The sequence below is a fragment of the Marinobacter sp. NP-4(2019) genome, from assembly GCF_003994855.1.
In the GTDB taxonomy this organism is placed as follows: domain Bacteria; phylum Pseudomonadota; class Gammaproteobacteria; order Pseudomonadales; family Oleiphilaceae; genus Marinobacter.
The window spans coordinates 2,574,637-2,594,510 of record NZ_CP034142.1; the positions used below are offsets into that span (position 1 = coordinate 2,574,637).

The window sequence follows — 19,874 nt, forward strand, 5'->3', positions numbered from 1 at the left end:
GGCGCCGTTGGCAGATTTACCAATCGGTACATATATGAACAGAGGCCTCCATTTAAGGCGGTATCTTGGTTACACTTGGCACACTTTGTGACTGGGCCTTCACCACAGGCAGTGCCCTAATGCGATATAAGGACGAACGTTATGATCAAAAAGTGCCTCTTCCCCGTTGCCGGGTACGGCACCCGCTTTCTTCCGGCGACCAAGGCCATGCCCAAGGAAATTCTGCCGATTGTTAACAAGCCACTGGTGCAATATGGTGTGGAAGAAGCCGCCGAAGCCGGTATCCATGAATTCGGCTTTGTCACTGGTCGGGGCAAGCGCGCTATCGAAGATCATTTCGATATCAGTTACGAACTGGAACATCAGATTGCAGGCTCTGGAAAAGAAGGCCTGCTAACCTCTATCCGCGATCTGATCGACAACAATTCCTTTGCTTTTACCCGTCAGAACGAGATGAAGGGACTCGGCCACGCCATTCTGACGGGCCGTAACCTGATGGGTGACAACCCCTTTGCGGTGGTACTTGCGGATGATTTCTGCGTGGAGGATGGGGCTGGCGAAGGTGTCCTCGCCCAGATGGTGAAACTGTACAATCAATTCCGCTGCTCCATCGTTGCCATTGAAGAAGTACCGGCTGACGAGACTCACAAATACGGGGTGATAGCCGGCGAGTCGATGAAAGACGGCCTGTACCGCATCACCGATATGGTTGAAAAGCCCGCACCGGAAGACGCCCCCAGTAACCTTGCAATCATTGGCCGCTACATCCTGACGCCCGATATTTTCGAGATCATTGAGCACACGCCGCCGGGCAAGAACGGTGAAGTGCAGATCACCGATGCGTTGCTTGAACAGGCGAAAAACGGCTGCGTGCTGGCCTACAAATTCAAGGGACGGCGGTTCGACTGCGGCAGTATTGACGGCTTCGTGGACGCCACCAATTACGTCTACGAGAACATCTACAAGAACGGGAAGTAAGGTGTCGGGGCCGAGCTATCGGCCCAGGATCTGCAGAATCATGCGCCGGTTTTCTCCGGAAGCCTTGCGGAACCGGCGCAACAGTTCCACCTCTTCCTCGGAAAGCTGCACGCGGCTCAGTTCCTTCTCAAGCTCTGCCAGCGCAACCCCCAGGTCATCACTGTTACTGAACGCCAGGCCCGGAAGTTCCAGCTGGCTGTTGTCGGCACTGGCTTCCAGGTCAACCAGACTCTCCAGCGGCGTTTCCGTATGGATACACACATCAAGCAACTCCGCTACCCCGGGGTAGCTGCGCTGCCTGACATCCGACGCTTCCCAGCTGGAGACCCTGGCTTCATCAACACCGCACATCCGCGCCACATCCTCACGGGACAGATGCCCGGCTTCCCGGATTTGCCGCAGGCGGCGATTAAAAGTTTGCAGGTACCGCATAGCTTGATCCCTCTGCCTGGACAGGCCACATACGCCCCGGGTCGCCCGGAACTTCAATGCTGAACGAAAGTCGCAAAAAATGAATCAATCTGGGAATGTATCGTACATATAGCGTTATACACAATCGGCTCCGTAAAACCCCCACTTTCTTTTCTAGTTCGCAAGCTATACATTGTTTCGCTCTCCAAATTTATGAATAACAGATGAAGTGCGATCCTGATGTCCGACGCCCACAAATCCGACCTGCTTCTGGTAGTTGTCACCCTCCTCGCAGCCATCAGTTGGATGTTCTCCAAGGAGGCCGTGTTGCTGATGCCTCCGCTGCTTTTTATGGCTGTACGGTTTCTTATGGCAGGCGGCCTGCTGGCTATCCTGGCCAGCCGTTCCCTGCGGCGACTCAGTGCGGATCAGATGCGCCGCAGTGTGGGTGTCGGGCTAGTGTTCGGCACCGCGATGAGTTGCTGGATCATGGGTCTGTTCCACGGCACCCATGTTGGTGAAGGCGCATTCCTGACCAGCCTTGGCGTGGTAATCGTCCCGATCATTGCCCGCGTCATCTTCAGGGAAGCCCAGCCTCCCAGCACCTGGATTGCTATTCCCATTGCCGTAGCTGGCCTGGCCCTATTGTCCCTGAAAAACGGATTCCGGCCAGAGGTCGGGCAGTTGTTCTTCGTATCGGCAGCTTTCATCTTCGCCCTGTATTTCACCCTGAACACCCGCGCTGCCAACCAGAGAACGGTCATTAACCGCCGCGGGGAAACCGTGGAGAAGCACCGGGTACCGGCACTTCCACTGACCGCCATCGCTCTGCTCACCGTAGGCACGCTCACGTTGGTAGAGTCCCTGGTGCTTGAGCCGTGGCAACCGGTCATCGAGGATTTCTCGGCAATACTCGCCTGGTGGATTTTCGCTAGCGCGGTGATCGGCACCGCTGGCCGCTTCCTGCTGCAAACCTATGCCCAGAGCCTGTCCGCCAACAGCCACGGCGTGGTCATTCTGGTGCTGGAGCCGGTGTGGGTGGCCCTGTTTGCCGCCGGCTGGTTCTCAGAAACCATGAGTGCCTCACAGTTGGCCGGTTGCGGGCTGATTTTTGCTGCATTATTGGTCAATCGCTGGGGTGTCATCAGCAAGGCATTAAAAGGCTGGCTCCGAAGCCGTGGAACTGCATAAAAGTGGTTGACCCGCACCGCCGGAATCAGTATATTTCCTCCCCGTTGCAGAGACAGGACCATAGCTCAGTTGGTTAGAGCGCTACCTTGACATGGTAGAGGTCCCCAGTTCGAATCTGGGTGGTCCTACCAACTCTGTGAAGAAAGTCAGTTACTTGCGACCTGCGTGAGAACTGGCTTTTTTTATGCCTGATTCTCGGCCCCTGCCCCCATCGCGGAGTGATATAATCCTCGCGATTCCCTTCTGCCTCACCCGGAACCTATAGCCCCATGCGCACTATCGTAGACTTTACCCTGAAAAAGCCCCAGATCGCTGTCGATGCCCTAAGCGATGCTACCGGCTTGTCCAAGCAGCGGATCAAGGACGCCATGGCCAAAGGCGCCTGCCGCTGGACCTACAAGGGTAAGCAGGTGCGGTTGCGCAAGGCGAAGCGGGAGGTAAAAGCGGGTACCCGATTACAACTGTTCTACGATGACATCGTGCTGGCCCGCAAAGCAGAGCCGGCAGAGCTTCTCACTGACTTCGGCAAATACAGCCTGTGGTTCAAGCCCCATGGGCTGTTGGCCCAGGGTTCCCAGTGGGGTGATCACTGTAGTCTCTTGCGGGTTGCAGAAGTGCAAACGGGCAAGCCCTGCTTTCTGGTGCACAGGCTGGATGCAGACGCGGCCGGACTGATGCTCATTGCTCACGACAGCAAGGCAGCAGCAGCCCTGTCAGAATGTTTTGCCGGACGAGCGCTGCGGAAGGTCTATCACGCCCGGGTGTGTGGCAAGCTGGAGGCACAGGCACTGACCATCGACACACCTGTGGACAACAAGGAAGCCATCAGCCATATCACCACGTTGACCACTGGAGCGTCCGAGCCTGATACCAACACAGTAGTCGAAGTGATCATTGAGACCGGACGGAAACACCAGATTCGGCAACACCTTGCGGGGCTGGGACATCCGATCGTCGGTGACCGGCTGTACGGCAAGCCGGATACGCTGCCATTGCAATTGGTGGCAGTCGAGCTTGAGTTCAATTGCCCGTTGACTCGAAAGAAGCGGTTGCTTCAACTGCCTCCATCCCTTAATGGCGTTTTGCCCACCACTCCATAAACAAAAGGCCAGCATTGGCTGGCCTCTCCAGAACGGTTTTTGCCGTTACACTTTATAAAAATCCCGATACCAGTCCACAAAGTTGGCTATGCCCTCTTCCACCGTGGTAGACGGTTTGTAGCCCACGTCGTTGATCAGATCGTCTACATTGGCGTAGGTGGCCGGCACATCGCCCGGCTGCAGTGGCAGCAGGTTCTTTTCTGCCTTTTTACCCACCCGTTCTTCAATGATCTCAATAAAACGGGACAGTTCCACCGGGTTGTTGCTACCGATGTTGTAGAGGCGGTATGGCCCCTTACTGGTGCCTGGATCCGGCTTGTCCCCGCTCCAGCCAACGTTGGGTTCCGCCACATGGTCCAGGGTGCGGATCACGCCTTCCACGATGTCATCAATGTAGGTGAAATCCCGCTTGTGATGCCCATGGTTGAAAACGTCGATCGGTTCGCCGGCCAGGATCTTTCGTGTAAAGATAAACAGCGCCATGTCCGGTCGCCCCCACGGACCGTATACCGTGAAAAAGCGGAGCCCCGTGGTCGGCATGTTGTAGAGATGACTGTAGGTGTGAGCCATTAGCTCATTGGCCTTCTTGGAGGCAGCATACAGGCTCAGGGGGTGATCCACGTTGTCATGGACGGAGAATGGCATGGCTTCGTTGGCGCCGTATACGGAGCTGCTGGAGGCGTACACCAGGTGCTTCACATCATTGTGACGACAACCTTCCAGGATATTCATGAAACCAACCAGGTTCGCATCCACGTAGGCATGCGGATTTTCCAGCGAGTAGCGAACGCCAGCCTGGGCTGCCAGATGCACTACCCGCTCCGGTTTTTGGTCACGGAACAGCGCTTCCATGGCCTCCCGGTCAGCAACGTCCTTGCGCACCTCGGTAAAGCCCGGCTTACCCGTCAGTCTCGCCAGCCGGGCTTCTTTCAGGCTAACGTCGTAATAATCGTTGACGTTATCCACGCCGATCACCTCGTCACCGCGATCGAGTAAGCGATGAGCGAGGTGAGAGCCGATGAAACCGGCGGTTCCCGTAACCAGGATTTTCAAGTCTTTTCTCCTTATCAGCCCCTATCAGAAACGAACACCAGCACTCACAAAGGGGCCACCCAGGTCGACGTCCAGCTTGTCATCGTCGTCTTCGTAATCGATGGAGATTTCGCGATAGCCGGCGCGCAGCTGGAGCATCGCAATCTCGTACTGGCCATAAGCGTTATAGTCGTAGACTGAATCACCGTCAAAGCTGATCAGGTTGGCCTCACCACCAACCGACACACCCGTAAGCGGCAGGTCGAACCGGGCTGCCAGGTATCCCATGGGCACAACCGCGTCAATTTCGGATTCGCTGGCTGCGGTGCCATTCACTTCCTGAACTGTTAGCTCACCGTCCATATCACGAACTGTCAGGCCCAGGTCCAGGTTGACCCAGTTATCCAGAATTTCGTAATAGAGAGTCAGATCCAACTGATCCAGATCCAGATCAGATTGGACTTCAGTGACGCCACTCAAGACAATGATATTGTCAAAGTTGGCACCGAGTTCGCCACGACCACTTTGTTCAATCGTCGTGTAGTTCAGGCGAACATTCGGCAGCAGCGGAATCGGGTGCTCAATGTAGGCACTCAGGTTGGCATTGGAATCACTGCTCAGATCCAGGTCGTTCTCGACGTCTACCACATCGCCATTGGACGCGGCCTTACCAGAAAGATCCGAATCCCAATAGCTTACATTGGCGCCCAGACCGACAACATCCGCGCTCGCCAGTGGTGCTGTCAGGGCCATTGCGCCCCCCACGGCCAGAATCAGTTTACGCATAAAACACCCATTGTCTGTTTTTTGGTTCTTTTCGATCAATCGAACTGGATACCCAGCCGACGACCTACCTCTTCATAGGTTTCAATCACGTCACCCAGTCCCTGGCGGAAACGGTCCTTGTCCATCTTCTTGCGGGTTTCCTTATCCCAGATACGACAACCGTCCGGGCTGAATTCGTCACCCAGCACGATCTGCCCGCCGGAACGACCAAACTCCAGCTTGTAATCCACCAGCAGCATGCCGGCATTATCAAACAGGCTTTTGAGCACATCGTTCACTTTATAGGTAAGTTCCTTCATTTTCGCGAGTTCATCTGCGGTTGCCCAGCCAAAGCTGACTGCCAGAGACTCATTCACCATCGGATCGTGCAACTCGTCGTTCTTGAGGAACAGCTCGAAAGTGGGCGGATTGAGGTTTTGCCCCTCTTCCACACCCAGTCGACGGCACAGGCTTCCCGCGGAGACGTTACGCACCACGCACTCCACCGGGATCATATCCAGTTTCTTGACCAGCGATTCGGTGGGCGAAAGCAACCCCTCAAAATGGGTGGGCACACCCGCCGCTTCCAGCTTTTCCATGATGAACGCATTGAAGCGGTTGTTCACCATACCCTTACGATTCAGTTGCTCTTTCTTCTCACCATCGAAGGCAGAGGTATCGTCACGGAACACAAGGACAAATCGCTCGGGATCATCGGTGCGATAAACGGATTTGGCTTTACCCGCGTAAAGTTCTTCGCGCTTTTCCATTTCAGGTCTCCGGAAATGCCGGCCACGTGCCGGCACCTCATGATTAATAAAGGTATTCAAACAGCTCTGAAAGCAATTCGGATGAGCGGTCATCGCCGTCATATCCCGATGCGCGGGAAGCGGTCACCACCAGGACATCCCCTTGTTCCTGTAGACGCACATCGAAGGTGTGCTTCGGTTTCTCATCATCACCGAACCAGTCGAACCATCCGGATTCCCGCTCGGATTCGCTACGGAAATCGACATTAAACCAGCCTTCGCTGCGGTTCAGGTCCAGAACGGGAACGCCAGCGTCATCAAGCGCACGACTGACCTCAGACCAGGCGCGACCGTAGTCCAGGTCCATTTCGACAGCTACCGGCGTCTCGTTTTCAGAAATCAGGCGAACCAGCGGTTCAGCGGTCATGCCCAGGGCTGCCCGGGAGTACGACTTGCTCTCCTCACGGCCTCGCAGGAACTGCCCCATGTCGCTAAGCAACCTTTTGCTGGTGGCAAGCCCCTCTTCCGTTGGTTCGGCACCGGTCTGCCAGGCCAGCAGCTCATCGGGGTTGCCGTCGACTTCATGCACCCGCAGTTGAACTTCAGTGGTCTTGCGACGAACGCCGGGGGCCACCCGGGCCTGAACGACCAGCATGTCTTCCGCTGACCCGGGCTCACTCTCCAGATCCAGCAGGGTTCTGGCACGCTTGCTGAAATTCACCAACTCACTTTGCAGGAGCCCAAGTTGCGGACTGTCATGGGCAACGCCCAGACCACGCTCGTTCATATAGGAGGAAACAGACGGCCAGACGCGGCCCGGCACGTCATTGACCAGCAGCCACATCTGCCCATCGAGCTCCTCAACTACGTAGTTCTCATCGAGGATTTCGGATGTCATATCCGGTGGCTCTGGAATAGACGATCGATACATGCGACCGGAATCCGCAGTGATCACGTCACGTATGGGCATGGCCTGGCCAAAACGGCTTTCGTCTGCGGTCTCGGGGAGACGGAGCTCATCTCCTTCCTGCGCATTAACGTATCGTTCCGACCGATCTTCCAGAAGGCTGCAACCACTGGCAGCCAGTACAAACATCAGGCCGGTTGCCGGCGCAACCGAACCCAGTACACGTTTTACTTCTGTCCTGAAAAGGAACGCCATCAGGCTACTCCAGGTTCTTTGGTGGTACGGAAAACTCAGAGTACGCCCGAGGCCTTCAGGGCATCTTCCACTTCTTTGTGAAATTTCTCGCTAAGAGGCGTCAACGGCAGGCGGATGCCCTCCCCGATCATACCCATACGGCATAGCGCCCACTTCACGGGAATCGGATTGGCTTCCAGGAACAGCTTGCGATTCAGGGGCATCAACAGTTCGTTGAGGCGCTCAGTTTCTTCACGGTTACCAGCAATGGCAGCCGCGCACAACTGGGACATGCCCCTGGGTGCGACATTGGCGGTTACCGACACGTTACCCTTGGCACCGGCCAGCATCAGTTCAGCGGCTGTTGCATCATCACCGGAATACACGGCCAAGCGCCCCTTGACCGCTTCGATCAGCTCAGATCCCCTAGGGATATTACCCGTGGCATCCTTGATGCCAATAATATTGGGGATATCCGCCAGGCGCTCGACGGTCTCGTTCAGCATGTCACACGCCGTACGCCCGGGAACGTTGTAAAGCATCTGGTTCATCCCAGGCACAGCTTCAGCAATGGTTTTGAAATGCTGGTAAAGCCCTTCCTGGGTAGGCTTGTTGTAGTACGGCACCACCAGCAGGCAGGCATCCGCGCCCAGCTTGTGGGCCTCGCTGGTGAGCTCGATGGCTTCACGCGTGCTGTTGCCTCCGGTACCGGCGATTACGGGAATACGACCATTGACCCGCTTTATGATGTGACCGATGACCCGACAATGCTCATCCGGGTCCAGCGTTGCGGATTCGCCAGTGGTACCCACGGCGACGATACCATCCGTGCCGTTTTCAATATGAAAGTCCACCAGCTTGTCCAGATCCTCCCAGTGGATATCACCGTTGGGATGCATGGGCGTGACCAGTGCGACAAGGCTACCCGTAATCATAAAAGCTCCGTCCGAATAAAACCGATATGGTAATGTTGGGTGCGAACTGACACAAGGGAATTAAAGGAGATGTCATGCCAGCAGTTGCACTAAACCAACCCGTTGATGATTTTGAAGCCCCGGCAACCGGTGACCAGACGATCCGGCTATCGGATCTCAGGGGCAAAAACGTCGTGATCTATTTCTATCCCAAGGATAATACACCGGGTTGCACCACCGAGGGCCAGGACTTTCGTGATCGCATGGATGCCTTCGAGGCCATGGATACCGTCATCCTGGGCGTCTCCCGCGATGGTCTGAAGGCCCACGAGAACTTCCGCGCCAAACACCAGTTCCCGTTCCACCTGATTTCAGACAAAGATGAGACGGTTTGCCAGCATTTCGACGTGATCAAGCTTAAAAAACTTTACGGTAAAGAGTATATGGGCATTGACCGGAGCACGTTCCTGATCGACAAAGAAGGCGTCCTTCGCCAGGAATGGCGGGGCGTAAAAGTCAAAGACCATGCCGATGAGGTGCTCGAAGCGGTCAGAAACCTCTAGGCCCCCTCAATATCCTCAAACTCGTCCACTGGCAGGCTGTCCTTGACTGGCCACGCGGAAAACACGGCCTTGAGCATGGTCGCCAGTGGAATGGCAAAGAATACCCCCCACAGACCCCAGATCCCGCCAAAAAACAGCACCGCCACAATGATGGCAACCGGGTGCAGATTATTCACCTCCGAAAACAGCACCGGCACCAGTACGTTTCCGTCGAGCCCCTGAATAATGCCGTAGGCCACCATCACCCAGATGAAATGGGAGCCCCACCCGAAGGCAAACAGCGCAATCATCGCCACCGGAATGGTGACGACCGCGGCACCGATATAGGGAATGACCACGCTCAGCCCCACCAGCAATGCCAGCAAAGCGGCATAAGGCATCCCCAAAAGCTTGAATGTCACGTAAGTAACGCCGCCAACAATGAGAATCTCAACCGCCTTACCCCTGACGTAATTGGCACATTGCAGGTTCACCTCATGCCAGATGCGCAGCATCATCGGGCGCTGGGGAGGCAGCAGATGGGAAATCGATGTCAGCAACAGGTTGCGATCCTTGAGGAAAAAGAACACCAGGATCGGCACCAGCACCATGTAGATGAGCAACGCCACAAGATCCGGAATGCTGGACAAGGAGAAAGAAACCAGCCATTGAGTCAGGTGCCCGGCTTCGGTACTGATCTGCCGGTAAATAGTGTTGACCGCTTCCATGGAAATGAGCGTGGGGTATTCCTGGGGCAGCAATTCCAGATAGGACTGCATCTCACGGATAATCCGGGGCGCCTCTCCCGCGAGGGACGTTACCTGGGTCCAGATCAGTGGCAGCAGGCCAAAGATAAAGCCAACCAGGATTCCCAGGAAGATGATGAATACGCCGAGAATGGAAACCATCTCCGGTATTCCCATCCGTGTCAGTTTTGTCACCAACCCCTGCAGGATGAAGGCAATAATGACTGAAGCGATAGCCGGCGCGAGCATTGCGCCAAACAAGATAACGAATATCGTGCCCGCAACCAGTATCAGAAAAAGAATGACAGCTTCTTCATCTGAAAAGTATTTGTGGGCAAGACCGCGTAAAATTCTGACCATGTACATCTCCGTGGAATCACGGCAGGAGGCGTTAGTGCCGAATCATCAACCGCCGCACTTTATCACAAACCGAAAACAGCCATCCGCTTCCGTTGAGCTCACGAGCCGGTGTTTCGAGAGCTTCAGGAAGGCCGGGATATCACGTGCCGACCCGGCATCGGTTGCTATCACCTCCAACTCTTCGCCCGGTGACATGCTGCTCAGTTCGAGCTTGGTTTTTAACAATGGCATCGGGCAACGCAGCCCGGATGCATCAAGAATTCGCTCAGCCATGGGAACAGGTAACCTTGCAGAACTGCATTCACGAGGCGGCATTATGCCGACACGCCCCGCTGAATGCACCTCAAACGTAATTAATGAAATGTACCAGAACTTTTAATGGCAAAATGCGGTCATATCAAGCGATTTAACAACGGTAGTCCATATTGATGAGCATGCTTTTTCCACCCCCGAGACCGGCACGTTCGTGGCTGATTCATTACCTGGTGGCACTAATGATCCTGCTGCCGGGCGCCGCCCATGCCCAGGAAAGCTCACTCCCCTCTATTGGCGGGGCAGGAGGCGGCCTGATCTCAGAGCAACAGGAATCGGAGATCGGCCGCCAGGTGATGGTGTCCATCCGGCGATCTGCGCCACAGATTACCGACCCTCTGGTCTACAGCTACCTGAACGACGTCATCTATCGCCTGGTGCCGTCCGCTCCCCTGAAAAACCGCGATCTGACCCTTGCGATTATCGATAGCCCTGACATCAACGCCTTTGCGGTGCCTGGAAGCATTGTCGGAATCAACGGCGGGTTGGTCCTCAATGCCAGCAGCGAACAGCAGTTTGCCTCGGTACTGGCGCACGAACTCGCCCATCTGAGCCAACGGCATTTTGCCCGCCGGATGGAACAGCAGGAAACCAGCGCCCCGCTGACAATCGCAGGCATGCTCGCCGGTATTGTGCTGTCCGCCGTTACCCAATCCGATATTGGCATTGCAGCCATTGCCGGTACCCAGGCGCTGTCTGTGCAGAACATGCTTGCCTACAGCCGCGCCCATGAACAGGAGGCCGACCGTGTGGGCATGGAGATCCTCGCAGACGCCGGCATGGATCCACGCGGCATGCCGGAAATGTTCGAAACCATGATGAAGCAGAACCGACTGCAGGGCAGCCGCCTGCCGGAATACCTGTCAACACACCCCCTGACCCAAAGCCGGGTATCGGACACCCGTAACCGGGCAGAACAGTATCCGGATCGCGACATCCAGGACACGCAGGAGTATCACCTGATCCGCTCACGACTTCAGGTTCACTACGCCCGTTCCGCCAAAATGGCAGTCGATACTTTCCAGGATTACCTCGAACGCCCCGACACCGAGAAAACTGATGCCATCCGCTATGGCCTGGCGGTGGCGCACCTCCGAAACAGGGACCCCGCCAGCGCCGTTGAAATTCTGGAGGATTTGCTGAACGGCAACCCGGGACGCATCACTTATACGGTTACTCTTGCGGAAGCGCTGATTGATCAGCAACGACTGGACCGGGCCAGAAACCTGCTCAGAGAGGGCCTGTCCCGCAATCCCGGCAACTACCCCATCACCTACACCCTCGCCAGACTGGAGACAGCGAACGGCAACGGTGAGGCGGCGGCGGAATACCTTCGACAACTGACCAGACAAATGCCCCGCCAGGAACATCTCTGGAGCCGTTTGGCAGAGGCGGAAGGGCTGGCGAGGAACATAGTCGGTGTCCACCGGGCCAGGGCGGAATACGAAGCGCTGATGGGAGATCTAGAAGCGGCCCAAAGGCAGCTGCGGCAGGCACAGGAAAAACTTCCCGCAGGCGCACCCATGCGTCAGGTAGTGACCGAGCGTCTCGCCGAAATCACGGAGAGACTGAATGCACAGCGGAGCTGATGCCCCGCTGCCAGCCCCTCATCAGGCGTTACCTGCAGCCTTCAGGTTCATTCCGGCGGTAAAATCCAGCATGCGCTGAAGCGGCCGGAGGGCCTGTTCCCGCAGCTCCTCCCCCACCAGCACTTCCTGGTTCCCGTTCTCCAGCACGTGGAGCAGATTCTCCAGGCCATTCATGGCCATCCACGGGCAATGGGCGCAGCTGCGACAGGTCGCGCCATTGCCGGCGGTGGGCGCCTCAATCAGGGTTTTGTTCGGCGCCAACTGCTGCATCTTGTAAAAAATGCCATTGTCTGTCGCGACGATGAACTGCTCATTGGGCAACGTCTGCACCGCGTGGATCAATTGCGATGTCGAGCCAACAACATCCGCCATCTCAACCACAGCGTCCGGTGACTCCGGATGCACCAGCACCGCTGCGTCCGGATATATGGCTTTCAGGTCTTCCAGACCGCGGAACTTGAACTCCTCATGGACAATACAGGAGCCGTCCCACAACAGCATGTCGGCACCGGTGGTCTTCTGCACATAGTGCCCCAGGTGCTTGTCAGGAGCCCACAGAATCTTCTCACCCCTGGCATCCAGGGATTCCACAATGGATTGGGCACAACTGGAGGTAACGACCCAGTCTGCCCTAGCCTTTACTGCAGCGGAGGTATTCGCGTAGACCACAACCGTACGATCCGGGTGTTGGTCACAGAATTCCGCGAACTCATCCGCCGGGCACCCCACATCCAGAGAGCATGTGGCCTCAAGGGTAGGCATCAACACGCGCTTTTCCGGATTCAGGATCTTGGCGGTTTCACCCATAAAACGAACGCCGGCCACAACAACCGTAGAAGCGGGGTGCTGATTGCCAAAACGCGCCATCTCCAGGGAGTCTGCGACACAGCCGCCGGTTTCCTCCGCCAGACGCTGAATATCGGGGTCGGTGTAATAATGGGCGACCAGTACTGCATCCTGGTCCTCCAGCGCCTGCCGGATACGTGCCTCCAACCCGGCCTTTTCGTCCTCACTCAACGGTTTGGGTTCAGCCTGGTGCGCCAGATGCTCCTGAACCAGAATCCGGTCTTCAGATCGTGTCATTACTGCGTCTCTGTGTTTCGTTGACGTTTGGATTATACCATTGGGAACGTTCACGCAAAAAAAAAGAGCCCGAAGGCTCTTTTTTCAGACAAGAAGCCAGTAGCTTCCCATCTTATTGGTGGGTCGTGAAGGATTCGAACCTTCGACCAATTGGTTAAAAGCCAACTGCTCTACCAACTGAGCTAACGACCCATGACTGTTGATCCATTCTTCAACTCTGCGAGCTTTCGCATCTCTGTCAGGACCGAGCACCGCAACCACTCAGCCAGTTGCCATGCCCCGAATTTGGTGGGTCGTGAAGGATTCGAACCTTCGACCAATTGGTTAAAAGCCAACTGCTCTACCAACTGAGCTAACGACCCAAACGAGGCGCATATAGTAATGATTTTTTGCCGTTGATCAACCCCTTTTCTCAGGTTTCTCAACATTCTTTCAGTGCTGGTTATTAACTGCCCAAAGAATCCAGGTACTTTTGTGCCAGTTCGGCCGCATTGGTCCCGGGATAGTTACGAACGACCGACTCCATCCGGCTTTTCGCCTCGGACTTTTCATCCAGGCGATCCAGTGTGACCCCCAGCTTATAGACCGCATCCGGAGCTTTCCGATGATCGGCATAACGGGTTGCAACAATGGTGAACGCTTGCTTGGCCTGCTCCAGCTGTGGCTTGACCAGGTACACCTCACCCAGCCAGTAATAAGCATTGACGGACAAATCACCTTCCGGATACTGATCGACAAAGTCGTATATCCGGTTGATGGCTTCGTCGTAATTCTTTTCCTTGTGGATAAGGTCCTGAATTTGCTCGTAGGCCTTGCGTTCGTCGGCTCCCGGCTGACGATAAACCTTGGTCACTGGTTTCTCGGTCGCCGCGGCATCCGCAGTATTACCACCCTGGGCGTCACTGGCAACCGCCTCGCTGGAAGACACCTTCTCGGACAGCTCGAGAATTCGCTGGTCCAGATCGATGTAACGATCCCGGGATTGCCGGGTCAGCCGGTCAATCAGGTTTCTCTGCTCCTCGACTTCACCCTGAAGCCGGCGTACCTCACCCTGCAGTTGCTGAATCATATAGAACAACTCAGCGTTTGCCTGACTGTCGCTCGCCTTTTGGCGGGCTTCGGAAGCGTTGTCCTGAAACACCGGTGTCGAAGATTGCGCCAGCGCGCATCCCGCTGACCCAAAGGCCAGCGAGAGAACGGCCGTCGCCATGAGCAAATGTCTCATGGGAGATCCTGTGGCTGTCTAACGGTTACTCAAAAACGAGTTCAACGCGACGGTTCTGAGCCCAGGCACTCTCGTTAGAGCCCATGACCGCCGGTTTTTCCTCACCATAGCTTACGGTTTCCATCTGACCACGGGAAGCACCATTCACGATCAGGAACCGTTCAACAGCGTTGGCACGACGCTCACCCAGTGCCAGGTTGTATTCCTTCGTGCCACGCTCGTCGGCATGGCCTTCCAGGCGCACCTGTTGGCCAGGGTTGTTTGCCAGGTATTGAGCGTGTGCCACCAGTACTTCGCGAGCCTCCGCCTTGATCTCGGCAGTATCGAAGTCAAAGTAGAAGGTCGTGATATTACGCATGGCTTCCTGCTCTGCCCGCTCCTCGCGCGCTCGCAACTCTTCGTCGGTCAGGTCGGAAGCAGACACACCGCCTCCGTCACTGCCACCGTACACAGTGCTGCCGCCATCCTGGTCTACGGCCGACACGTCGGACCCGTATTCATCTTCACCCATGGTCTCGCCAGTGGAGCTACAACCGGCAACCAGGCCAAGGGACAGAACCATTGCAAACGCTTTCTGGTGAACTGAAAATTTCATGATCTTTCCTTCCTGTTGATTGACTGTTATCTCGTGTCTTGATTAAGAAGAACCCTCAGGGCGATTCCTGATTAACGGATAACCGGCGACCATGCCGGCTCCCTGACGTCACCTTCGGATGCCGGAAGGCTGTAGGCAGCCCCGCCGTCCGCGGAAATAACCGTCAGTACGCTGGTACCACTTTGCTTGGTGGCATAAATCAGCATCCTTCCATTTGGCGCAAGAGACGGAGACTCATCGGACGCCGTCCGGGTCAGCACCGTTTCCTCGCCATTGCTCAAGTCCGTGCGAGCGATATGAAATCCACCATTACGTTGATGGACGTAATATACATACTTTCCCTGACTGTCCGGCCTTGGGCGGGCGTTATACCGACTACCAAAGGTAATTCTCCGGGGCTCCGCCGTCTCACTGGACTTGTGATAGATCTGCGGGCCACCCGAGCGATCGGAGGTAAAGAATATACCCTCGCCAGTGTGGTCCCAGGTCCCTTCGGTATCGATGGACCAGTGATTGGTCAGCCGCTTCAGGTTCCGGCTTTCAATATCCATACGATAGATTTCGGCGTTACCATCCTTGGATAGGGTCAGCAACAGCGAGCGACCATCTCTGGACCAGGCCGGCGCCGAATTCAGCCCGCGGAAATCGGCTACCCGGGTGCGATTTCCGGAGCCCAGTTCATGGATATACACGGCCGGCTTGCCGGTTTCGAAGGACACATACGCCAGCTTTCTGCCATCCGGCGACCAGGCTGGAGAAAGAATCGGCTCTTTGCTTTCCAGGCGTACACGCGCCCGCTTGCCATCTACATCACTCACCTGAAGCCGATAACGCGGCTCACCATTGACTGTATCCAGGGTGACGTAGGCAAGCTTGGTTGAAAAGGCACCCGGCACGCCGGTAATTGCCTCATAAACCTTATCACTGATGTGATGGGCCAGGGTGCGCATGTTACCGACGCTGGCACTGGCAGCCTCACCGAGAATGCGTTCCTCGCGGTTGACGTCCAGCAACTCATAACGGGCTTCCACCCGGTCCCCATTACGGCTCAGTTGGCCAACCAGCACATATCGCTGCCCCAGCAGACGCCAGTCCCGAAAATAGACCTCTGAGCGCTGTGACGGCAGACTGAGCATTTTTTCCGGTGGCAGGGTCCGGAACTCCCCACTCATGCTCAGGTCATCCTGAACGATAGTGCTGATCTTGTCCCCGGCCGGAATTCCGCCATTTTCTGCAAACGGAACGATGGCCACTGGAATCGCTGAATCCGCGCCTTCGGTGATGCGAATCGTCAGCTCCGCCGAGGCAGATGCGGTGCCGAGTGCCCAGATCAGAAGCGAGCAAACCAGGGCAAGCACTTTGTGGGTATGGGTATTGTTTGTCCGATGTGTCATCAGCTTTTCCATCTATCCTTATTTCAACCGCCGTGGATTGAATTCGATCGTGAACTGGCGGAAATAACGCTCAAACGTATCGCGGTCATCCGGAATCGGATAACGACTGAGAGATCTCACCGCACTCAGGGCCGAATTGTCGAACGCCGTATTACCACTGCTGCTGACCAGCTTTACTGACTGGAGTTCACCTGTCGGCAACAGCGTGATCTGTAACCTTGCGGTCATCTCCTCTGTAGCCGACGATGGTGGATACCAGGCCTGGCTTAACCGCTCACGAATCAACGCCTGATATTTCTCGCTCTCAGACATCATGCGAGCATCCCTGGCTTTCGCCGCAGCAGCCTCCTGCTGACGCCGCGCCTCGGCCTCGCGCTCCCGACGGGCTTCTTCCGCCAGCGCCTCCAGCTGTTGCTCCCTCAGGCGGCGCTCGGCTTCTTTGCGTTTCTGCTCCGCCTCACGCCGGGCCTGCTCTTCACGTTTCTGTTTCTCGGCTTCTTCACGTTTGCGTCGTTCTTCCTCAGCTTTACGGCGCTCTTCTTCCGCCCGCCGCTTTGCCTCTTCCTGACGACGCTTTTCCTCTTCCGCCTGTCGCCGTTCGCGTTCTTTCGCTTCGGCCTCAGCTTTTTGTCTGGCGGCCTCTTCCTCACGGGCTTTTTGCTCGGCACGTTCACGGGCTGCGGCCTCTTCCTGGCGCTTGCGTTCCTTTTCCTGCTCAATACGCTGCGCCTCCGCCCGAGCCTTTTCTTCCTCGGCAGCCTTGCGCTCAGCCTCTTGACGCCGCTTCTGTTCTTCCTGCTCCTTCCTGCGCTCCTCATCCCGGTCCGGCTCATCCACCTCTTCCACGACCGGGCTGGGTTCGGGCTCCTGCTGTGTCACCAGGCGGGCTGCAATGCTGCGGGGTTCCGGTTCGCTCTCTGGTGACGTCCAGGACCAGCCGGCCAGCGCTACCACTACAATCAGACCATGCAGCAGCAGTGACAAGGCAACGGGCGACTTCCACGGTTGTTGCCCGACATTGGTTACATCGCGTTCCTGACCTGTCACAAAAACCCGCCCGCTCTATGCTCAGTTTTCAGTGGATGGCGCTTCGGTAATCAGCCCCACACTGGTAGCGCCGGCTCCCTGCAATTCCGCCATCAGGCGGACCACAGTGCCGTATTCGACATGCTCGTCTCCGCGCACCAGAATTTCCCGGGCACTGCGTTCTGACAGTATCTTGGCGACCTGTGTCCGAACCTCGCCCAGAGACATCGGATCACTGCCCTCATCACCGATTTCCAGGAAATAGGCGCCATTCGAATCCACGGAAACAATGATCGATTCCACATCCTTGGCGGACTGAATCGGATCCGAGGTCGTTTCCGGCAAATCCACCTTGACTCCCTGGGTCAGCATCGGTGCGGTCACCATAAAGATCACCAACAACACCAACATGACGTCGATGTACGGCACCACATTGATTTCGGACATTGGCTTCCGGCGGTGTGCCGGCATCATCCCCATGCCTTTCATGCCTGCATGCTCCTGACTGGCTTACACTGGCTCATCGAATCACGCTGCCGACGACCGCTCGGTGCTATGTACACGACGGTGGAGAATACTCGAGAACTCATCCGCAAAGGTCTCATAGTTCTTCAACAGTGCATCGGACATGGATGAAAACCGGTTATAGGCAATAACCGCCGGAATCGCAGCAAACAACCCCATGGCAGTGGCTATCAATGCCTCTGAAATACCAGGGGCCACCGTAGCCAGGGTGGCCTGCTGAACCTGCGCCAGTCCACGGAACGAGTTCATGATGCCCCAGACGGTACCGAACAGACCAATGTAAGGACTGGTCGACCCAACAGAGGCAAGGAAGGGTAATGACGCTTCCAATCTCTCCTGTTCGCGGGAAAAGGCAACACGCATGGCACGCTGGGTACCTTCCATAACGGCATCGGCATCACGGCTCTGCTGGCGCAGACGGGAGAATTCCTTGAAACCGGAACGGAACAGGGACTCCATCCCGGAGAACGGCGTAGGGTCAGTATTGACCTCCCGATACAGCTGCCCCAGGTCCATGCCCGACCAGAAACGTTCTTCAAACTCAAGCTGGGCCTGCCGTGCCTTACGGAAAACCTGATAGCGCTGGAAAATAAGCGCCCAGGACACCACGGAAGCCAGAGCCAGCAACAGCATGACCAGTTGAACCAGCACCCCCGCGTTGGCGATGAGATACCAAACAGAAACTTCTGACTCCACCTTCTACTCCTGGCTTGTTCCGGTTAACAGTTGGTTTTCGTGAACGTTTTCCAACAGTTCACGCATGTTGTCCGGCAACCGTCTTGGCCGCCCGCTATCCAGTGCCACGCAGGCCACCCGCACATCGGCGGAGGCAAGCAGGGTTTCATCTGCTGCCCTTAGCACCCGCTGCCGGAAATCCATCCAGACCCGGCCAAAACCGATGGGCTCCGCCGTCACCAGCAACTGATCGTCAAGCTTTGCCGGCACCGCGTAATGGATATTCAGCCGCTGGACCACATAGCTGATGTTATCCGACAGCCCCGCCCGCAGACCGACGCCACAGGTCCGTACCCATTCGGTACGGGCACGCTCCATATAGTGTAGGTATTTGGCATGGAATACGATGCCTCCGGCATCGGTATCCTCGATATAGACCCTGACCGGCAGGCGGAACTGTGCAACCTCATGCGCTTCACTCAAAGAGATCCTCCTTTCCCGACCGGGCTGGTGCGACACCAAAATGCTGGTAGGCGCTGGAGGTCACCATGCGCCCTCTTGGCGTACGCACCATGAACCCCTGCTGGATCAGGAATGGCTCCAGAACGTCCTCGATGGTGCCTCGTTCCTCGCTGATCGCGGCTGCCAGACTCTCCACTCCGACGGGACCACCATCGAACTTTTCGATCATGGCCAGCAACAGGCGGCGGTCCATGTGATCAAACCCCTGATCATCCACCTTCAGCATGTTCAGTGCCTGGTCTGCAATGGTATCGCTGATTCGACCGTCCGCCTTGACCTCCGCATAGTCGCGAACCCGACGTAACAGTCGGTTGGCAATCCGGGGCGTGCCCCGCGAACGTCGAGCAATCTCATAGGCACCGCCTTCATCAATACTCACCGACGACAGGCGGGCAGAACGCAAAATGATGCTGGTCAGGTCCCGGGTGTTGTAAAACTCCAGGCGCTGAACAATTCCGAAACGATCCCGCAATGGCGATGTCAACAAGCCAGCCCTGGTGGTGGCTCCCACCAGGGTGAAGGGGGGCAAATCCAGTTTGATGGATCGCGCAGCAGGCCCCTCACCGATCATGATATCCAGCTGATAATCTTCCATCGCCGGGTAGAGCACTTCCTCCACCGCCGCGCTGAGTCGATGAATCTCATCAATGAAAAGGACGTCGCCCTCTTCCAGGTTTGTCAGCATGGCCGCCAGATCCCCGGCCTTTTCCAACACGGGCCCCGACGTGGTCTTGATGGAAACGCCCATCTCGTTGGCAATAATATTCGCCAGTGTTGTCTTACCCAGACCTGGAGGCCCGAATATCAGGACATGGTCCAGTGCTTCCTCGCGGGCACGGGCAGCTGATACAAAGATATCCATCTGCTCCCGCACCGCCGGCTGCCCGACATACTCGGCCAGCAACGTCGGTCGGATCGCTCGGTCCTGTACTTCTTCGTACTGCCCGGCCTGGGCAGAAATCAGACGATCAGATTCAATCATGGCGTTACCAGAACAGA

At 56.4% G+C, this 19,874-nt stretch carries 22 protein-coding genes and 3 tRNA genes; 6 read left to right on the forward strand and 19 right to left on the reverse strand.

Annotation, left to right across the window (positions count from 1 at the left end):
• Positions 1 to 141: 141 nt before the first annotated feature.
• Positions 142 to 978 carry a UTP--glucose-1-phosphate uridylyltransferase GalU gene (galU, locus tag EHN06_RS11635; protein WP_127332738.1) on the forward strand — a complete coding sequence of 279 codons (837 nt, stop codon included), beginning with the start codon at positions 142 to 144 and terminating at the stop codon, positions 976 to 978.
• A gap of 15 nt (positions 979 to 993) precedes the next feature.
• On the opposite strand, the gene EHN06_RS11640 is transcribed toward galU, so the two are convergent.
• Positions 994 to 1,410: a helix-turn-helix domain-containing protein gene (locus EHN06_RS11640; RefSeq protein ID WP_127332739.1), complete on the reverse strand. Its 417-nt coding sequence runs from the start codon at positions 1,408 to 1,410 to the stop codon at positions 994 to 996.
• A gap of 219 nt (positions 1,411 to 1,629) precedes the next feature.
• Here EHN06_RS11640 and EHN06_RS11645 point away from each other — a divergent pair, with 219 nt between their 5' ends.
• The 3 genes from EHN06_RS11645 (at position 1,630) to EHN06_RS11655 (ending at position 3,680) form a co-directional block, all read left to right on the forward strand.
• Positions 1,630 to 2,580, forward strand: coding sequence for a DMT family transporter (locus tag EHN06_RS11645; RefSeq protein WP_127332740.1), 951 nt, complete (start codon positions 1,630 to 1,632; stop codon positions 2,578 to 2,580).
• Between the two features lie 54 nt (positions 2,581 to 2,634).
• Positions 2,635 to 2,711: transfer RNA gene (locus tag EHN06_RS11650), tRNA-Val, on the forward strand.
• 138 nt (positions 2,712 to 2,849) lie between these two features.
• Positions 2,850 to 3,680, forward strand: coding sequence for a pseudouridine synthase family protein (locus EHN06_RS11655; protein WP_127332741.1), 831 nt, complete (start codon positions 2,850 to 2,852; stop codon positions 3,678 to 3,680).
• A 45-nt stretch (positions 3,681 to 3,725) separates the two neighbouring features.
• On the opposite strand, the gene EHN06_RS11660 is transcribed toward EHN06_RS11655, so the two are convergent.
• From EHN06_RS11660 to dapA, 5 genes are read right to left on the reverse strand one after another with little or no spacing between them, the layout of a single operon-like run.
• A complete protein-coding gene (locus EHN06_RS11660) occupies positions 3,726 to 4,733 on the reverse strand; it encodes an NAD-dependent epimerase (RefSeq protein WP_127332742.1) in 1,008 nt (335 codons plus the stop codon).
• A gap of 24 nt (positions 4,734 to 4,757) precedes the next feature.
• Positions 4,758 to 5,498, reverse strand: coding sequence for a TIGR04219 family outer membrane beta-barrel protein (locus EHN06_RS11665; protein ID WP_127332743.1), 741 nt, complete (start codon positions 5,496 to 5,498; stop codon positions 4,758 to 4,760).
• Positions 5,499 to 5,533: 35 nt separating this feature from the next.
• Positions 5,534 to 6,247: a phosphoribosylaminoimidazolesuccinocarboxamide synthase gene (purC, locus tag EHN06_RS11670; protein WP_127332744.1), complete on the reverse strand. Its 714-nt coding sequence runs from the start codon at positions 6,245 to 6,247 to the stop codon at positions 5,534 to 5,536.
• Between the two features lie 43 nt (positions 6,248 to 6,290).
• Complete coding sequence (bamC, locus tag EHN06_RS11675) at positions 6,291 to 7,388, reverse strand: outer membrane protein assembly factor BamC (protein ID WP_127332745.1); 1,098 nt, start codon at positions 7,386 to 7,388, stop codon at positions 6,291 to 6,293.
• Between the two features lie 35 nt (positions 7,389 to 7,423).
• Entirely contained in the window at positions 7,424 to 8,302 is an 879-nt protein-coding gene (dapA, locus tag EHN06_RS11680; RefSeq protein WP_127332746.1) for a 4-hydroxy-tetrahydrodipicolinate synthase, read from the reverse strand.
• Positions 8,303 to 8,376: 74 nt separating this feature from the next.
• On the opposite strand from dapA, the gene EHN06_RS11685 reads away from it, so the two are divergent.
• Complete coding sequence (locus EHN06_RS11685) at positions 8,377 to 8,844, forward strand: peroxiredoxin (protein WP_127332747.1); 468 nt, start codon at positions 8,377 to 8,379, stop codon at positions 8,842 to 8,844.
• On the opposite strand, the gene EHN06_RS11690 is transcribed toward EHN06_RS11685, so the two are convergent.
• Together EHN06_RS11690 and EHN06_RS11695 are read right to left on the reverse strand one after the other, a co-directional pair.
• Complete coding sequence (locus tag EHN06_RS11690) at positions 8,841 to 9,929, reverse strand: AI-2E family transporter (protein WP_127332748.1); 1,089 nt, start codon at positions 9,927 to 9,929, stop codon at positions 8,841 to 8,843. The genes EHN06_RS11685 and EHN06_RS11690 overlap by 4 nt on opposite strands.
• Before the next feature lie 45 nt (positions 9,930 to 9,974).
• Complete coding sequence (locus EHN06_RS11695) at positions 9,975 to 10,202, reverse strand: sulfurtransferase TusA family protein (protein WP_127332749.1); 228 nt, start codon at positions 10,200 to 10,202, stop codon at positions 9,975 to 9,977.
• 221 nt (positions 10,203 to 10,423) lie between these two features.
• Here EHN06_RS11695 and EHN06_RS11700 point away from each other — a divergent pair, with 221 nt between their 5' ends.
• Entirely contained in the window at positions 10,424 to 11,830 is a 1,407-nt protein-coding gene (locus EHN06_RS11700) for a M48 family metalloprotease (RefSeq protein ID WP_228257288.1), read from the forward strand.
• Between the two features lie 21 nt (positions 11,831 to 11,851).
• On the opposite strand, the gene nadA is transcribed toward EHN06_RS11700, so the two are convergent.
• The 11 genes from nadA to ruvB all read right to left on the reverse strand — a co-directional run bounded on the left by nadA (position 11,852) and on the right by ruvB (position 19,857).
• Positions 11,852 to 12,913 carry a quinolinate synthase NadA gene (gene nadA / locus EHN06_RS11705; RefSeq protein WP_127332751.1) on the reverse strand — a complete coding sequence of 354 codons (1,062 nt, stop codon included), beginning with the start codon at positions 12,911 to 12,913 and terminating at the stop codon, positions 11,852 to 11,854.
• Between the two features lie 116 nt (positions 12,914 to 13,029).
• Positions 13,030 to 13,105, reverse strand: a tRNA-Lys gene (locus EHN06_RS11710).
• A 94-nt stretch (positions 13,106 to 13,199) separates the two neighbouring features.
• A tRNA-Lys gene (locus EHN06_RS11715) sits at positions 13,200 to 13,275 on the reverse strand.
• Between the two features lie 83 nt (positions 13,276 to 13,358).
• Entirely contained in the window at positions 13,359 to 14,138 is a 780-nt protein-coding gene (gene ybgF / locus EHN06_RS11720; protein ID WP_127332752.1) for a tol-pal system protein YbgF, read from the reverse strand.
• 25 nt (positions 14,139 to 14,163) lie between these two features.
• Entirely contained in the window at positions 14,164 to 14,733 is a 570-nt protein-coding gene (gene pal, locus EHN06_RS11725) for a peptidoglycan-associated lipoprotein Pal (RefSeq protein WP_127332753.1), read from the reverse strand.
• 71 nt (positions 14,734 to 14,804) lie between these two features.
• Complete coding sequence (tolB, locus tag EHN06_RS11730) at positions 14,805 to 16,127, reverse strand: Tol-Pal system beta propeller repeat protein TolB (RefSeq protein WP_228257289.1); 1,323 nt, start codon at positions 16,125 to 16,127, stop codon at positions 14,805 to 14,807.
• Between the two features lie 18 nt (positions 16,128 to 16,145).
• Complete coding sequence (gene tolA / locus EHN06_RS11735) at positions 16,146 to 17,174, reverse strand: cell envelope integrity protein TolA (RefSeq protein WP_228257290.1); 1,029 nt, start codon at positions 17,172 to 17,174, stop codon at positions 16,146 to 16,148.
• 21 nt (positions 17,175 to 17,195) lie between these two features.
• Positions 17,196 to 17,642 (reverse strand): protein TolR, encoded by a 447-nt coding sequence (gene tolR / locus EHN06_RS11740; RefSeq protein WP_127332755.1) that lies wholly within the window; start codon positions 17,640 to 17,642, stop codon positions 17,196 to 17,198.
• Positions 17,643 to 17,681: 39 nt separating this feature from the next.
• Positions 17,682 to 18,311, reverse strand: coding sequence for a protein TolQ (gene tolQ / locus EHN06_RS11745; RefSeq protein WP_416332558.1), 630 nt, complete (start codon positions 18,309 to 18,311; stop codon positions 17,682 to 17,684).
• 66 nt (positions 18,312 to 18,377) lie between these two features.
• Positions 18,378 to 18,836 (reverse strand): tol-pal system-associated acyl-CoA thioesterase, encoded by a 459-nt coding sequence (ybgC, locus tag EHN06_RS11750; protein ID WP_127332757.1) that lies wholly within the window; start codon positions 18,834 to 18,836, stop codon positions 18,378 to 18,380.
• Positions 18,829 to 19,857 carry a Holliday junction branch migration DNA helicase RuvB gene (gene ruvB / locus EHN06_RS11755; protein WP_127332758.1) on the reverse strand — a complete coding sequence of 343 codons (1,029 nt, stop codon included), beginning with the start codon at positions 19,855 to 19,857 and terminating at the stop codon, positions 18,829 to 18,831. Before ruvB ends, ybgC begins: the two co-directional genes overlap by 8 nt.
• Positions 19,858 to 19,874: the final 17 nt, after the last annotated feature.